The organism is Cryptosporangium sp. NPDC051539, from assembly GCF_044454545.1.
In the GTDB taxonomy this organism is placed as follows: domain Bacteria; phylum Actinomycetota; class Actinomycetes; order Mycobacteriales; family Cryptosporangiaceae; genus Cryptosporangium.
This window is the reverse complement of record NZ_JBITDV010000002.1, coordinates 260,216-274,587: the sequence shown is the minus strand read 5'-3', so window position 1 is coordinate 274,587 and position 14,372 is coordinate 260,216. Positions and strand designations below refer to the sequence as shown.

The window sequence follows — 14,372 nt, the reverse complement described above, 5'->3', positions numbered from 1 at the left end:
AGGTCCAGGTACTTTTGGGTACATGACCCAGCACACGCAGCCGACCGTTGTCAAGTCGGATGCGGAGTGGCGCGCTCAGCTCACTCCGCAGGAGTTCCACGTTCTCCGGGAGGCCGGTACCGAGCGGGCCTTCACCGGCGAGTACACGGACACCAAGACCGTCGGTGTCTACCACTGTCGCGCCTGCGACACCGAGCTCTTCCGCTCGGACACCAAGTTCGAATCCCACTGCGGCTGGCCGAGCTTCTACGCTCCGTCGGACGCGCAGAACGTCGTCCTGATCGAGGACAGCACGCTCGGCATGAAGCGGGTCGAGGTCCGCTGCGCGGCCTGCAACTCGCACCTCGGGCACGTGTTCCACGGTGAGGGCTACGGGACCCCCACCGACGACCGCTACTGCATCAACTCGATTTCTCTGACGCTCGAGCCCGAGAAGGCCTGAGCCGCTTCGAAGGGCCCCCACGGGGGCCCTTCGTCGTTCACGGCAGCGAGGCGACGATCTCCGTGACCGGCTTACGACGGCCGGTGTAGAACGGGATCTCCTCGCGGACGTGGCGCCGGGCGGTCGACGCGCGCAGGTCGCGCATCAGGTCGACCATCCGGTGCAGCTCGTCGGCCTCGAACGCCAGGATCCACTCGTAGTCGCCCAGCGCGAACGACGCCACGGTGTTCGCACGCACGTCCGCGTAGCCGCGGGCCATCTTGCCGTGCTCGGCGAGCATCGCGCGGCGCTCCTCGTCCGGGAGCAGGTACCACTCGTACGACCGGACGAACGGGTACACGCACACGTACGCCCGGGCGTTCTCGTCGGCCAGGAACGCGGGGATGTGGCTCCGGTTGAACTCCGCCGGGCGGTGCAACGCCAGCTGCGACCACACCGGCTGCAGGTGCCGGCCCAGTTCGGTGCGCCGCAGCCGCGAGTACGCGTCCTGCAGGGCGTCCGACGACGGTGCGTGCCACCACACCATGAGGTCGGCGTCGGCGCGCAGCCCGGCCACGTCGTAGACGCCCCGCACCACCACGTCCTTCTGGCCCAGCTGCTCGATCAGCTCCTCGACCTCGGCACTCAGCGCCACGCGGTCGGCCGGGAGCGGGGTCTCGGCCCGGAACACCGACCACATCGTGTACCGGATCGAGTCGTTGAGCTCCCGGATCCGCTGCGCGTTCGGGTTGTGGCCCGTGGACGGCTCAGCCATGGACGGGTTCTCCTCTCAAGGTTGCGAGCGCGGACAGTACCTGATCGGCCGCGGCCTGCCCGGAACGGATGCAGGCCGGGATACCGACCCCGTCGTACGCGGCCCCGGCCAGCGCGAGCGTCGGCTCACCGGCCAGCGCGGTCCGGACCGCGGCGACCCGGCCGAGATGCCCCGGCGTGTACTGCGGCAGCGCGCCACCCCACCGGTTCAGCTTCGTCCCGAGCGGCACCGGCCACCCGCCGGGCAGCGGCAGCAGCGTGGTGAGTTCTTCCCGCACCGCCGCGATCAGCGCGTCGTCGTCGCGCTGCAGCGCGGCTTCCTCCCCGTGCCTGCCGACCGACGCGCGAATCACGGTCACCGGCTCGCCGGAATAGTCCTCGAGCACGTGCCCCCACTTCTGGGAGACGTACGTGATGGCCTTGACCAGGCGTCCGGCACTCGCGGGGATCAGTGCGCCGGTTCCCGGCGGCAACGCCAGCCGGCCCGGCAGCACCAACGAGACCAGCGCGACCGACGCGTAGTCCAGCACCCCGACGGTCTTCGCCGCGTCCTCGTCCACGTCCGTCAACAGTCTGGACGCCGGGGCGGCGGGCACCGCCAGCACCACCGCGTCGGCGTGCACGGTCGTGCTGCCGCCGAGACCGGCCGAGCCGACCGTGAGGTGCCAGCCGTCGTCGGCGCGACGCAACCCGCGCACCGGCAGCCCGGTGCGGATCGCCGCCTTCGACTCATGGGCGACGGTCGTGACCAGCCGCGACAGCCCGCCACGCACGGTGCCGAACACCGGAGCCGGTGGGCCCTGGGGTGCCGCGCCGCGGCTGGCCCGTGCGGCCCGGATCAGCGACGGCTGGTCGGCCAGGCCCGCGGCCAGTGCCGGCATCGTCGTCCGCAGTGAGAGGTTGGCGGCCCGACCGGCGTACACGCCGCCGAGCAGCGGTTCGACCAGGCGATCGACGACCTCGGGCCCGAGCCGGTCGGCGACCAGGTCACCGACCGAGATGTCCGCTTCGCCGAGCGGCGAGCCCGGGCGTCCGGGCTCGGCGCGCACCGCGGCCAGGCCTTCGTCGCTCAGCACGCCGGACGCGGCGGTCGCCTCCAGGTCGGCCGGGATGCCCATCACGTTGCCGCCCGGGATCGCGCGCAGCCGGCCGTCGACCCAGACGGTGGCTCCGGCCGAGGTCGGGCTGACCACGTCGCCGCCCAGGCCGACGCGCTCGGCCAGCGCCCGCGCCTCCGGAACGCGGAGCAGGAACGACTCGGCGCCGTCTTCGATCGGGACGCCCGCCACCGAGCCGCTGCGGAGCTTCCCGCCCACGCTCCCGGCCTGTTCGATCACGGTGACCGTGATCCCGTCCGGGGCGGTGTCGCGCAGACGGAGCGCCGCGGCCAGCCCCGCGATGCCACCGCCGATCACGACCACGTGCCTCGGTCGGGGAAATCGGTCGTCGAACAGCACGGATTCATCGTGCCGCACCCGCCGTCCGGATCGCCGGGGACGACGGTCCCGAATCCCGCAGACGTGTGCAGCGTCACGATGCGCGGCCGTCCGCGGGCCGGTCCCCCGGGTCGGTCGCGGGTCACGAACCGGTTTCGGCCGGAACCACGGCGGGAGTGGCGGCGTCGTATCGGCACTCAGCCCCCCGACCAGAGGGACCACCATGGACAACCGCAAGCCCGCTGCGTTACTGGCGGCGTCGATCATCGCCGTGCTGGTGCTGGCCGGATGCAGCAGCAACGACTCGAGCAACGACAGCGCCTCGTCCACCAGCGGAGGCCGGGCCGACACGGTCGGCGAGGCCCCGAGCTACCAGGCCGCCGCACCGCAGGCACCGGCGGACTCGCAGAAGGAGGCGGTCCCGGGGCAGAAGCCGGGCACGCCCACGACCCTGGGCAACCCGAAGCGCGCGCTCGTCTACACCGGCGCGCTCTCGCTCACCGCCGAGGACGTCACCGCCACCGCGAGCCGCGCCGTGCAGACGACGCTCGCGGCCGGCGGTTACATCTCCGGCGACGAGCGGCACGTGTCCGACGAGCGGCTCTACGCGACGCTTACGCTCCGCGTCCCGTCCGCGAAATTCACCACGACGGTGGACGGCCTGGCCCGGCTCGGGAAAGAGACCGCGCGGCGGCTGGGCACCGAGGATCTGCAGACGGCGACGATCGATCTGGACGCCCGGATCGCCGCGCAGCGACTCAGCGTGAACCGGGTCCGCGCGCTGCTGTCGCGGGCGACCTCGATCACCGAACTGGCCCAGATCGAACGTGAGCTGACCAGCCGGGAGAGCGAGCTGGCGGCGTCCGAGGCGAGCCGCCGGACGATCAACGACCAGGTCTCGTACAGCACGATCACGCTGACGCTGACCGAACCGTCCGCCCCCGCGCCGGTCGCGAAGAAGAAGGAGCGCGGACTGTGGGTGGGGCTGCGCAACGGCTGGGACGCGTTCGTCAGCACGATCACCGTCCTGCTGATGGTGCTGGGCTGGCTGGCGCCGTTCCTGGTCGCGATCGCGGTGGTCGGCGTCCCGGCGTGGTGGGCGCTGCGCCGTTCGCGGCGCCGCCCGGTTCCGCCGGCTCCCCCGGCCGCGGCCGAACCGGTGCCGGCGCCGGCGCCGGCACCGGCACCGGCACCGAAGGAGCCGGTGGGCCCTAAGGCCTGACCGACCTCTCGTGGACCAGCTCGACGACCCGGGTGAGAACGTCCGGGTCGGTCTCCGGCGGCACGCCGTGCCCGAGGTTGAAGATGTGCCCGGGCGCGGCGGCGCCGTCGGCGAGCACCCGCGCGACGTGCTGCTCGACGATGTTCCGGTCGGCGAGCAGCACGGCCGGATCGAGGTTGCCCTGAACCGCCTTGTCGGGACCGATCCGCCGCGACGCCGCGGCCAGCGGCGTCCGCCAGTCGACACCGACGACGTCGGCACCGGCCTGCGCCATCGCCGGGAGCAGTTCGGCGGTGCCGACGCCGAAGTGGATCTTCGGCACGCCGGTCTCGGCGAGCTCCGCGAGCACCCGCGCGGAGTGCGGCTGGACGTACTCGCGGTAGTCGGCCTCGGAGAGCGCTCCGGCCCAGGAGTCGAACAGCTGCACCGCGGACGCCCCGGCCTCGACCTGCACCCGCAGGAACGCCGACGCGATCGCCGCGAGCCGCCCGCACAGCGCGTGCCACAGCTCCGGGTCGCCGTACATCAGCGCCTTGGTGCGGGCGTGCGTGCGTGACGGACCGCCCTCGACGAGGTAGCTCGCCAGCGTGAACGGGGCACCGGCGAAGCCGATCAGCGGCACCGCGCCGAGCTCACCGACGAGCGAGCCGACCGCCTCGGTCACGTACGGGACGTCGCCCGGATCGAGCGGCCGCAGACGCTCGACGTCGGCCGCGGTCCGGATCGGTTCGTCGATGACCGGGCCCACGCCGGACACGATGTCGAGCCCGATGCCGATCGCGACCAGCGGGACGACGATGTCGGAGTAGAAGATCGCCGCGTCGACACCGTGCCGGCGGATCGGCTGGAGCGTGATCTCGGTCACAAGGTCGGGGCGGCGGCACGAATCGAGCATGCCGATGCCCTCGCGGACCTTCCGGTACTCGGGCAGCGAGCGACCGGCCTGACGCATGAACCAGACCGGCGTGTGCGGCACCGGCTCGCGTCGGCAGGCGCGCAGGAACGGCCCGTCGGCGAGCTCGGCCGCCACCGGCGCACGTACGGTGACCTGCCGCGCGGCGATCTGGGAGCCGAGGCCGCCGTCGGCGTGCGGCGGGCCACCGAGGGGCGTTGCGGTGTCGGTCATGACGGCCATGGTTTCACGGCGACGTCCAGCACCGACGAGACGGGAGCCGCCGCCGGGGACGCGCCGAGGGCGGGCCGGAGGCGCCGGGGCCCGGCCGACCGTTCGGCGCCCGGGACGGGCAGACCGGCGCGCCGCGCTGCGCGGGCTCCGCCGCGCCCCCTACGCTCTTGAGTCATGGCCCCCACCGGCGCCGAGCCTGACCAGTTCGAGCTCGCCGTGGCGTCGCTGCGCGCGGTGCACACGCGGCCGGAAATTCTGCTCGAGGAGGTCCCGGCTCCCCAGCGCCTCGCCCCCCGCAGTTTCGCGCTGTCCGGCACCGTTCTGCGCGGTGACGAGGAAGTCGCCACCGGCCGGTTGATCGTGCTCCACGATCCGTCCGGTCAGGAGGCGTGGGACGGGCACTGGCGGGTGGTGTCGTACGTGACCGCCGAGCTGGAGTCCGAGATGGGCACCGATCCGATGCTGGCCGCGGTCGGCTGGAGCTGGCTGCTCGACGCGCTCGATCTGGCCGGGGCCAAGTACGCGGCGATCGGCGGCACGGTCACCCAGGTGAGCTCGACCCGGTTCGGTGACCTCGCCGGGCCGCCGACCAGCTCCGACGTCGAGGTGCGGGCGTCCTGGACGCCGATGCTCGACGCCTCCGTCGACCTCGCACCCCACCTGGACGCCTGGTGCGGCCTGCTGGCCTCCACCGCCGGCCTCCCGCCCCCCGGAATCACCGTCCTAACCGCCCACAACAACAACTCTGCCTAGTGCACGGCCCGCCGAGGGCGACGCCCGCGGCGGGCTCCAGCTTCAGGCAAAGCAGCGGTGGTGCTACTTGATCAGGGACTCTGCCTTGTTGCAGGGGGCGTCGAGTTGCTTGATCAGCGAGTCGACCTGGGCCTGGTTGCCGGCGTTGATCGCGTCGATCGTCTGGATCACCAGCTTGAGGCACTGCGAGATGATCTGCTTATCAGAGTTCGTCTGACCCAGCGACTGCTGCGTCCCGCTGAGCTGCTGCTCGGTGTTCGTCAGCTTGGTCTTCGTCTCCTGGAGATCCTTCTCCAGCGTCTTGACCGTGGAGTCGCGCTCGTCGATCGTCTGCTCGGCCGAGGTGAGCTTCGCCTGGGTGTCGTTCTGCTTGTTGTTCTTGGTGATGAACAGCCCGGTCATCACCAGGCTGAGCACCAGCAGCACGGCGGCGGCCGCACCGAGGACGATCGCCGCCCGGTTGCGGTTCGCGGGCGGCTGCCCGTAGCCGGCCGGTCCGACCTCGGCGCCGGCGGGTAACGGCGCGGTCGCGTACCCCGGACCGCCGCTGCCGGGCGGATTGAGGCCACCGGTCGGGATCGGGCCGGTCTGGTACGGGCCGGCCGGATACCCGCCGGACGGATACCCGCCGGGAACCGTGCCGTAGCCACCGGGAGGCGCCGACGACGGCGGGGTCGAGGCGGGCGGGGCCGGAGGGGCCGACTGGGGCGGCGCGTAGCCGGGCACCGAGTACTCGGCGCCGGAGACCGGTGCCGCGTACTCACTGCCCGGCGTCGGGCCCGCCGGGTACGGGCCCGGGGCCGGCTGGGCCCAGGGATCCGCGGGCTGAGCCGGCTGGCCGTACTGCGGGTCGGACGGATATGGAGAGCCAGGCGGGTAGGGGCCGCCCTGGTTGCCGTAGCCCGGATTGGACACGGGAGCCTCCTGGTGGTTCGCGTGGCGGACGGTGCGGCGGGGGTGCGGGGATTCGGATCAGCAGGAGATGAGGCCCTTGCAGACCTCGTTGATGGGGATCGCGAGCCCGAGGCCGTCGGCACCCTCGGCGATGATCTTGGCCTGGGCGATGCCGACGACCTCGCTCTCGGCGTTGATCACCGGGCCACCGGAGTTGCCGGGGTTGATCGCGGCGTCGAACTGGATGACCCGGGTGTTGAGGCCCTCGACGTCGTCGCGGACCGCGCTGACCACACCGGTCGTGACGGTGTCGGTGAGGCCCAGCGGGGCACCCACGACGATCACCGGGTCGCCGGGCTCGACCGCGACCTTGGCCGGCTTCAGCGGCTCGAACTTCGCGGTGGTGCGCAGCACGGCCAGGTCGCGCTGCTTGTCGGTGCGGTCGATCGTGACCTGGTAGGTCTCCGACTCGCGCTGGATCGTCGCGTTCTTGCCGCCGCTGGAGACCAGCGAGTCGACGACGTGGTAGTTCGTGATCAGCAGCGTGCCGCCGTTCGGGGCCTTGCCGAACGCGAACGCGGTGCCGGTGGCCTGGCCGGCCCGGACGCTGAACACCGACGGCAGCACCTTCTTGGCGACCGCGGTCGAGTTGAGCGTGCCCTCGGTGCGCTCCTCCAGCGCCTGGATGCGCTTGGTCAGGTTGCCGACGTCCTCGCGGTCCTTGGACGCGGCGGACTCGGCCCGGGTCTGGGCGGTGCGGGCCTTGTCGACGTCGCCGGAGAGACCGGCCAGCATCACGGTCTGGACGATGACGACGACCAGCAGGATCAGCGTCAGGAGGAACGAACCGATCGCGAGCGACCGCGGCGCGGAGCGTCGGTCGGACGGCCGGCGCGGGGGTAACGGCGAGCCGGGACCACCGGACTCGAACCCAGGGCCGGACGCGTACCCGGGGCCACCCGAGGCGTACCCGGGCCCGCCGGACGCGTACCCGGGGCCACCCGGCGTCGGGCCGGGACCGCCGTACGGCGGGGACGACACCGCGGTCGTCTGGTTGCCCGGCGGGTAGGCCGGGGACCCGAACGCGCCGGTGGTCTGACTCGGCGTCGGCGGCGGCACACCCGGCCCGCGGTAGCTCTGCGGGGGCGTCTGCGGCCACCCGCTCGTCGGCGGCCGGGGGCCCGGTAACGGACCGGTGGGCGCACCGGACGAAGAAGGTGCGGCGAAGGACTCGTCTCCGCGGTCTGACATCGTGAGCTGCCCTTCAGGTCCGACCAGTTGTGTCTCCAGGCTGCGCGACGTGGTGACAGGTTGCACACACAGCTCACGCCTAAGGACGGAACTCACCGTAGCGAGCAGGGTCGAGCCGGTCGACACGAGAAACGCGTTCTGACGTCCATCCGACGCCTATCCGCCGCCCGTAGGAGGGTGATGACAGCCGTCCGGAGGACGTCCAGAGCGTGCCGACACCCACCGCGACCGAGCGTCTCGCTACGGTGAGGGCGTGAACGACGCGGCGAACCCTGGTGCAGGCGGGACACAGCAACCGGAAACGCCGGAAAACGAGCCACCGGCTCCCGTTCCCCTGCTCGTGCCGCGGGACGGCACGCCCGATCCGGTGGACACAGCCGAGGCACTCGCGGAGGCGGCGGCGCGGCTGGCGTCGGCGGCCGGACCGGTCGCGGTCGACGCCGAGCGGGCATCCGGTTACCGGTACGGGCAGCGGGCCTATCTGGTCCAGCTGCGCCGCGGTGGAGCGCAGGCCGGCGGCACGGTGCTGATCGACCCGCTGCCGTTCGACGACCTCGCGGTCGTCGACGCGGCGATCGTCGACACCGAGTGGGTGCTGCACGCGGCCTCGCAGGATCTGCCGTGCCTGGCCGAGCTGGGCCTGCGTCCGCGGAAGCTCTTCGACACCGAACTCGCCGGGCGGCTGGCGGGCTTCGAACGTGTCGGTCTCGGCGCGATGACCGAACGGGTGCTCGGCCGGACGCTGGAGAAGGGCCACTCGGCGGCCGACTGGAGCACCCGGCCGCTGCCGGTCGAGTGGCTCACGTACGCCGCGCTCGACGTGGAGTTGCTGGTCGAGCTGCGGGACGCGCTGGCCGAGGAACTCACCCGGCAGGGGAAACAGGCCTGGGCCGAGGAGGAGTTCGCGGCGCTCGTCGCCAGCAAACCGCCGGCACCGCGGGCCGAGCCCTGGCGCCGGACGTCGGGCATCCACCGGGTGCGGACGGCCCGCGGGCTGGCCCGGGTGCGGGCGCTCTGGGAGGCCCGCGACGAGATCGCCCGGCGCCGCGACCTGGCGCCGGGACGGGTGCTGCCGGATTCGGCGATCGTCGCGGCGGCCCAGGCCGACCCGGCCGACGAGCGGGCGCTGCTGTCGCTGCCGGTGTACTCCGGCCGGGCGACGCGGCGGCTGGCGTCGACCTGGCTCGACGCGCTGGGCAAGGCCCGGGCGCTGCCGCAGGGCGGGTTGCCGACGACCGCGACCGGTGGGGACGGTCCGCCGCCCGCGCACCGCTGGGCCGACCGCGACCCGGCCGCGGCCGGACGGCTGACCCGGGCGAAGGCCGTGGTGACGGGATTGTCGACCGAGCACAACGTGCCGGCCGAGAACCTGATCGCCCCCGACACCGTGCGACGTCTGTGCTGGAGCCCGCCCGAGCCGCTCTCGCTCGACGGCGTGGAGCAGTCCCTGCGCACCCACGGCGCCCGGGAATGGCAGATCGGTCTGGTGGGCCCGGGCCTCCTCGAGGCACTGGCCACGGAGTGAGAGCGGATCGGGCTCGCTCGGCGAGCCCGATCCAATTCTGATCGCTCAGGCGGGGACGTCCTCGCTCAGGCCGGGACGGGGAAGCTGCCGAGGAGCTCGCGGACCTCGCCCGCGATCGCGGCCAGCGCGGGCTCGTCACCGGACGCGGCGATCGCCCGGTCGATGAAGTCGGCGACCTGCGGCATCTCGGCCGGCGTCAGACCGCGGGTCGTGACGGCCGCGGTGCCGATCCGGATACCGGACGGGTCGAACGGCTTGCGCGGGTCGAACGGCACCGTGTTGTAGTTCAACTCGATGCCGGCCCGGTCGAGTGCCTTCGCGGCCGGCTTGCCGCCGATGCCCTTGGGCGTCAGGTCGGCCAGGATCAGGTGGTTGTCGGTGCCGCCCGAGACGAGATCGAAGCCCCGCTCCAGCAACGCGGAGGCCAGCGCCGCGGCGTTCGCCACGACCTGGTGCGCGTAGGTCGAGAACTCGGGCGTCTGCGCTTCCTTGAGCGCCACCGCGATCGCCGCGGTGGTGTGGTTGTGCGGTCCGCCCTGCAGGCCCGGGAACACGGCCTTGTCGAGCGGCTTCGCGTACTCCTCGGTCGACATCAGCATCGCGCCGCGCGGCCCGCGCAGCGTCTTGTGGGTCGTCGTCGAGATGATGTCGGCGTGCCCGACCGGCGACGGGTGCGCGCCCCCGGCGATCAGGCCCGCGATGTGCGCGATGTCGGCCGCGAGCACCGCACCCACCTCTTTCGCGATGGCCGCGAACCCGGCGAAGTCGATCGTCCGCGGGACGGCGGTGCCGCCGCAGAAGATCAGCTTCGGGCGCTCTTGCAGAGCGAGGTCGCGCACCTCGTCCAGGTCGACGCGTCCGGTCTCCTTGCGGACGCCGTAGTGCACGGCGTTGAACCACTTGCCGGTCGCCGACACGTTCCAGCCGTGCGTGAGGTGGCCGCCGCTCGGGAGCCCCATGCCCATCACGGTCTCGCCCGGCTGCAGCAGCGCCAGGTAGATCGCGAGGTTCGCGGGTGAGCCGGAGTACGGCTGCACGTTGGCGTGCTCGACGCCGAAGACGGCCTTGGCGCGGGCGATCGCCAGTTCCTCGAGCGGGTCGACGAACTGCTGGCCCTCGTAGTACCGCTTGCCGGCGTAGCCCTCGGAGTACTTGTTCGTGAACACGCTCCCGGTGGCTTCCAGCACCGCGGCCGACACGTAGTTCTCGGACGCGATCAGCCGGATCGAGTCCTGCTGGCGCTGGGCCTCGTCCTCGATGAGACGGGCGACGTCGGGGTCTTCGGCGTCCAGATGGGGTGTGGCGGGTTGGTTGAGCGTCATCGACGGCTCCTCGCTGAGGGTTGGTCAGCCCCGCCCACCCAGGCGCACGGTGTTTCGTACGGGTCGGTGTCGCTTCCCGGTGGTCGATTCCACCTCAGACTGCGCCAGTCACGACGGCACCCACCCTAGTCGGTGACCCGCACGGGCCGATGCCGGCTGTCGCCGCGCCGCGGCACCCCCGGGGGGCACCCGGCGCGGTGTTACATGAGCGGTGTGCCGCGTCACACGCCGCCCGCTCGTTACCGGGCAGTGTTACCCGCGAGTAGCATTCGAGGAACCCACTGCCGAATTCGTGGAGGACCTGTGTCCCGTCCGAGCCGTGACGTGGTCTTCGTCGACGGCGTCCGCACCCCGTTCGGCAAAGCCGGACCCAAGGGGATCTACGCCGAGACGCGCGCCGACGACCTCGTGATCCGCACCATCCGCGAGCTGCTGCGCCGCAACCCGTCCCTGCCGCCCGAGCGCGTCGACGAGGTCGCGATCGCGGCCACCACCCAGACCGGCGACCAGGGCCTCACGATCGGCCGCACCGCCGCGCTGCTGGCCGGTCTGCCCAAGTCGGTTCCCGGCTTCGCCGTCGACCGGATGTGCGCCGGTGCGATGACCGCGGCGACCAGCGTCGCCGGTGGCATCGCGTTCGGTGCCTACGACGTCGCGATCGCCGGTGGCGTCGAGCACATGGGCCGCCACCCGATGGGCGAGGGCGTCGACCCGAACCCGCGGTTCCTCTCCGAGCGGATCGTCGATCCGTCCGCGCTGGTCATGGGCCAGACCGCGGAGAACCTGCACGACCGCTTCCCGCACCTCACCAAGGCCCGCGCGGACGCGTTCGCCCTCGGCAGCCAGCAGAAGTACGCGAAGGCGCTGGCCGACGGCAAGATCCAGCAGGACCTCGTCACGGTGGCCACCCGCAGCGCCGAGAAGGGCTGGGGCCTCGCCGTCGCCGACGAGCCACCGCGCCCGGAGACCACGCTGGAGGGCCTGGCCACCCTGAAGACGCCGTTCCGCCCGCACGGCCGGGTCACGGCGGGCAACGCGGCCGGGCTCAACGACGGCGCGACCGCGAGCATCCTGGCCGCCGAGGACGTCGCCGTTTCCCTCGGGTTGCCGATCGGCGCGCGGCTCGTGTCGTTCGCCTACGTCGGCGTCGAGCCCGAGGTGATGGGCGTCGGCCCGGTGCCGGCCACCGAGAAGGCGCTGGCCAAGGCCGGTCTGAGCATCGACGAGATCGGACTGTTCGAGCTGAACGAAGCGTTCGCGGTGCAGGTCCTCGCGCTGCTCGACCACTTCGGCATCGCCGACGACGACGAGCGCGTGAACCCGTGGGGCGGCGCGATCGCCGTCGGCCACCCGCTGGCGTCCTCGGGCGTCCGGCTCTTCACCCAGCTCGCGCGGCACTTCGCGGAGCGTCCGGACGTGCGGTACGGCCTCACCGCGATGTGCATCGGCATCGGCATGGGCGGGGCGGTCATCTGGGAGAACCCGAACTGGGAGGGTGGCAAGTGACCGCGCTGGAGTTCCCCGACGAGGTCGTCACCCAGGCCTACGTCCGTTTCCTCACGCTGCCCGACCTGGACGGCGAGATCGCGCTGATCACGCTGGACAACGGCAAGGACCACACCCGGCCGTCGACGTTCGGACCCGGCGGGCTGGCTGCCCTGACCGCGGCGATGGACGAGATCGACGCCCACACCCCGGGCGTCAAGGCGATCGCGGTCACCGGTAAGCCGTTCATCTTCGCCGTCGGCGCCGACCTGGACGGCGTCCCCCGGATCACGAACCGCGACCAGGCGCTGCAGATCGGTCGCCTCGGACATCAGGCGTTCGCGCGGTTGCGCGGAGCGGGCGTTCCGACGTTCGCGTTCGTGAACGGCGCCGCCATGGGCGGCGGCATCGAGATCGGCCTGCACTGCGACTACCGGACGATCTCGTCCGGCGCGGCCGCGCTCGCACTGCCCGAGGTGTTCCTCGGGCTGGTGCCGGGATGGGGCGGCACGTGGCTGCTGCCGAACCTGATCGGCTCCGGTGACGCGGTGAAGGTGATCGTCGAGAACGCGCTGAACCAGAACAAGATGCTCAAGCCCGCGCAGTACCTGGAGCTGGGCATCGGCGACGTGCTGTTCGACCCGGCCGACTTCCTGGAGCGGTCGCTGGAGTGGGCCGCCGGCGTCCTCCGCGGTGACGTCGTCGTCGAGCGTCCGCCGGTCGACCGGGGCCAGGCGTGGGACGACGCCGTCGCCTGGGGACGCGCGGTCGCGGACGGCAAGGTGCACGGCGCCTCCCCGTCGCCGTACCGGGCGCTCGACCTGATCGCGGCGGCCAAGACCGCGTCGTTCGAAGACGGCACCGCCGCCGAAGACGAGGCGCTGGCCGACCTGATCATGAGCGACGAACTCCGGGCCGGCCTGTACTCGTTCGACCTGGTCCAGAAGCGGGCGAAGCGGCCGGTCGGGGTGCCCGACCGGAAGCTGGCCCGGCCGGTCACCAAGGTCGGCGTCGTCGGCGCCGGTCTGATGGCCGGTCAGCTCGCGCTGCTGTTCGCCCGCAAGCTCGAGGTGCCGGTGGTGCTCACCGACCTCGACCAGGCCCGGCTGGACAAGGGCGTCGCGTACGTCCACGAGGAGATCGACAAGCTGCTGCTGCGCAAGCGCGTGTCCCCGGACAAGGCGAACCGATTGAAGGCGTTGGTCACCGGCTCGCTGACCAAGGACGCGTTCGCCGACGCGGACTTCGTCATCGAGGCCGTGTTCGAGGAGATCGGCGTCAAGCAGCAGGTGTTCGCCGAGGTCGAGGCCGTGGTCTCGCCGGAGTGCATCCTCGCGACGAACACCTCCTCGCTGTCGGTCACCGAGATGGCGTCGACGCTGGCGCACCCGGAGCGGGTCGTCGGGTTCCACTTCTTCAACCCGGTCGCGGTGCTGCCGCTGCTGGAGATCGTCCGGGCCGAGCAGACCGACGACGCCTCGCTGGCCACCGCGTTCTCGGTCGGCAAGACCCTCGGCAAGTCGTGCGTACTGGTGAAGGACGCCCCGGCGTTCGTCGTCAACCGGCTGCTCACGCGGTTCCTGGGCGAGGTCACGCGCGCGATCGACGAGGGCACCGAGTTCCTCGAGGCCGACCGGGCGCTGGAGCCGCTCGGGCTGCCGATGAGCCCGCTGCTGCTGTTGCAGCTGGTCGGGCCGGCGATCGGGCTGCACGTCTCGGAGACGCTGCACAGGCAGTACCCCTCGCGGTTCTACGTGTCGGAGAACATGCGGAAGGTCGTGGACGCCAGGAAGACCGCGTTCCTCGACTGGTCGAGCGGGGCGCCGGTCGTCGACCCCGAGGTCGCCGCGCTCTACGGTCCGCGCAACGGCGGTCCCACCGCGGACGAGATCCGCGAGCGGGCTCTCGCCGCGCTGGCCGAGGAGATCCGGCTGATGCTCGACGAGGGCGTCGTCGCGGCGGCGCAGGACATCGATCTGTGCATGATCCTGGGCGCCGGGTGGCCGTTCCACCTCGGCGGCATCACGCCGTACCTGGACCGCGCCGGCGTGTCCGAGAAGGTCACGGGTCAGCGGTTCCTGGCGCCCGGGGTGGCCAGCCTCCCGGCGTGATTTTGCCCGCGGCCCGGTATCCCTCCAGGGGTGCCGGGCCGCTGCCGTCAAG

General features: G+C 72.3%; 12 protein-coding genes and 1 riboswitch. Of the genes, 6 read left to right on the top strand and 6 right to left on the bottom strand.

Annotation, left to right across the window (positions count from 1 at the left end):
• The first annotated feature begins 22 nt into the window (after positions 1 to 22).
• Entirely contained in the window at positions 23 to 442 is a 420-nt protein-coding gene (msrB, locus tag ACIBZJ_RS07225; RefSeq protein ID WP_395926532.1) for a peptide-methionine (R)-S-oxide reductase MsrB, read from the top strand.
• 37 nt (positions 443 to 479) lie between these two features.
• Here the strand turns inward: msrB and hemQ are convergent, their stop codons facing one another.
• Both hemQ and hemG read right to left on the bottom strand, forming a co-directional pair.
• A complete protein-coding gene (gene hemQ / locus ACIBZJ_RS07220; RefSeq protein WP_395926531.1) occupies positions 480 to 1,196 on the bottom strand; it encodes a hydrogen peroxide-dependent heme synthase in 717 nt (238 codons plus the stop codon).
• Positions 1,189 to 2,652 (bottom strand): protoporphyrinogen oxidase, encoded by a 1,464-nt coding sequence (gene hemG, locus ACIBZJ_RS07215; protein ID WP_395926530.1) that lies wholly within the window; start codon positions 2,650 to 2,652, stop codon positions 1,189 to 1,191. The genes hemQ and hemG overlap by 8 nt, the downstream gene beginning before the upstream one ends.
• Before the next feature lie 202 nt (positions 2,653 to 2,854).
• On the opposite strand from hemG, the gene ACIBZJ_RS07210 reads away from it, so the two are divergent.
• On the top strand, positions 2,855 to 3,853 hold the full coding sequence (locus tag ACIBZJ_RS07210) for a DUF4349 domain-containing protein (RefSeq protein WP_395926529.1): 999 nt from the start codon (positions 2,855 to 2,857) through the stop codon (positions 3,851 to 3,853).
• Here the strand turns inward: ACIBZJ_RS07210 and hemE are convergent.
• Complete coding sequence (hemE, locus tag ACIBZJ_RS07205; protein ID WP_395926528.1) at positions 3,843 to 4,979, bottom strand: uroporphyrinogen decarboxylase; 1,137 nt, start codon at positions 4,977 to 4,979, stop codon at positions 3,843 to 3,845. The two genes, ACIBZJ_RS07210 and hemE, sit on opposite strands and share 11 nt — an antisense overlap.
• 174 nt (positions 4,980 to 5,153) lie before the next feature.
• Here hemE and ACIBZJ_RS07200 point away from each other — a divergent pair, with 174 nt between their 5' ends.
• Positions 5,154 to 5,732, top strand: coding sequence for a DUF3000 domain-containing protein (locus ACIBZJ_RS07200; RefSeq protein WP_395926527.1), 579 nt, complete (start codon positions 5,154 to 5,156; stop codon positions 5,730 to 5,732).
• Between the two features lie 63 nt (positions 5,733 to 5,795).
• On the opposite strand, the gene ACIBZJ_RS07195 is transcribed toward ACIBZJ_RS07200, so the two are convergent.
• Positions 5,796 to 6,647 (bottom strand): hypothetical protein, encoded by an 852-nt coding sequence (locus tag ACIBZJ_RS07195; protein ID WP_395926526.1) that lies wholly within the window; start codon positions 6,645 to 6,647, stop codon positions 5,796 to 5,798.
• A 57-nt stretch (positions 6,648 to 6,704) separates the two neighbouring features.
• Positions 6,705 to 7,877, bottom strand: coding sequence for a trypsin-like peptidase domain-containing protein (locus tag ACIBZJ_RS07190; protein ID WP_395926525.1), 1,173 nt, complete (start codon positions 7,875 to 7,877; stop codon positions 6,705 to 6,707).
• A 253-nt stretch (positions 7,878 to 8,130) separates the two neighbouring features.
• Here ACIBZJ_RS07190 and ACIBZJ_RS07185 point away from each other — a divergent pair, with 253 nt between their 5' ends.
• Positions 8,131 to 9,402 carry a ribonuclease D gene (locus tag ACIBZJ_RS07185; protein ID WP_395926523.1) on the top strand — a complete coding sequence of 424 codons (1,272 nt, stop codon included), beginning with the start codon at positions 8,131 to 8,133 and terminating at the stop codon, positions 9,400 to 9,402.
• 65 nt (positions 9,403 to 9,467) lie between these two features.
• Here the strand turns inward: ACIBZJ_RS07185 and glyA are convergent, their stop codons facing one another.
• Positions 9,468 to 10,724 carry a serine hydroxymethyltransferase gene (glyA, locus tag ACIBZJ_RS07180; protein WP_395926521.1) on the bottom strand — a complete coding sequence of 419 codons (1,257 nt, stop codon included), beginning with the start codon at positions 10,722 to 10,724 and terminating at the stop codon, positions 9,468 to 9,470.
• Positions 10,725 to 10,753: 29 nt separating this feature from the next.
• Positions 10,754 to 10,846, bottom strand: a riboswitch (ZMP/ZTP riboswitch).
• Between the two features lie 181 nt (positions 10,847 to 11,027).
• Between glyA and ACIBZJ_RS07175 the strand changes: the two genes are divergently transcribed.
• Both ACIBZJ_RS07175 and ACIBZJ_RS07170 read left to right on the top strand, forming a co-directional pair.
• Positions 11,028 to 12,230 carry a thiolase family protein gene (locus tag ACIBZJ_RS07175; protein ID WP_395926519.1) on the top strand — a complete coding sequence of 401 codons (1,203 nt, stop codon included), beginning with the start codon at positions 11,028 to 11,030 and terminating at the stop codon, positions 12,228 to 12,230.
• On the top strand, positions 12,227 to 14,320 hold the full coding sequence (locus tag ACIBZJ_RS07170; protein WP_395926517.1) for a 3-hydroxyacyl-CoA dehydrogenase NAD-binding domain-containing protein: 2,094 nt from the start codon (positions 12,227 to 12,229) through the stop codon (positions 14,318 to 14,320). Before ACIBZJ_RS07175 ends, ACIBZJ_RS07170 begins: the two co-directional genes overlap by 4 nt.
• Positions 14,321 to 14,372: the final 52 nt, after the last annotated feature.

Excerpts from the sequence above, each read along its gene's own strand:
- ACIBZJ_RS07210 (WP_395926529.1), top strand. The coding sequence starts at position 2,855 with ATGGACAACCGCAAGCCCGCTGCGTTACTGGCGGCGTCGATCATCGCC.
- glyA (WP_395926521.1), bottom strand. The coding sequence starts at position 10,724 with ATGACGCTCAACCAACCCGCCACACCCCATCTGGACGCCGAAGACCCC.
- ACIBZJ_RS07200 (WP_395926527.1), top strand. The coding sequence starts at position 5,154 with ATGGCCCCCACCGGCGCCGAGCCTGACCAGTTCGAGCTCGCCGTGGCG.
- ACIBZJ_RS07190 (WP_395926525.1), bottom strand. The coding sequence starts at position 7,877 with ATGTCAGACCGCGGAGACGAGTCCTTCGCCGCACCTTCTTCGTCCGGT.
- hemQ (WP_395926531.1), bottom strand. The coding sequence starts at position 1,196 with ATGGCTGAGCCGTCCACGGGCCACAACCCGAACGCGCAGCGGATCCGG.
- msrB (WP_395926532.1), top strand. The coding sequence starts at position 23 with ATGACCCAGCACACGCAGCCGACCGTTGTCAAGTCGGATGCGGAGTGG.
- hemE (WP_395926528.1), bottom strand. The coding sequence starts at position 4,979 with ATGACCGACACCGCAACGCCCCTCGGTGGCCCGCCGCACGCCGACGGC.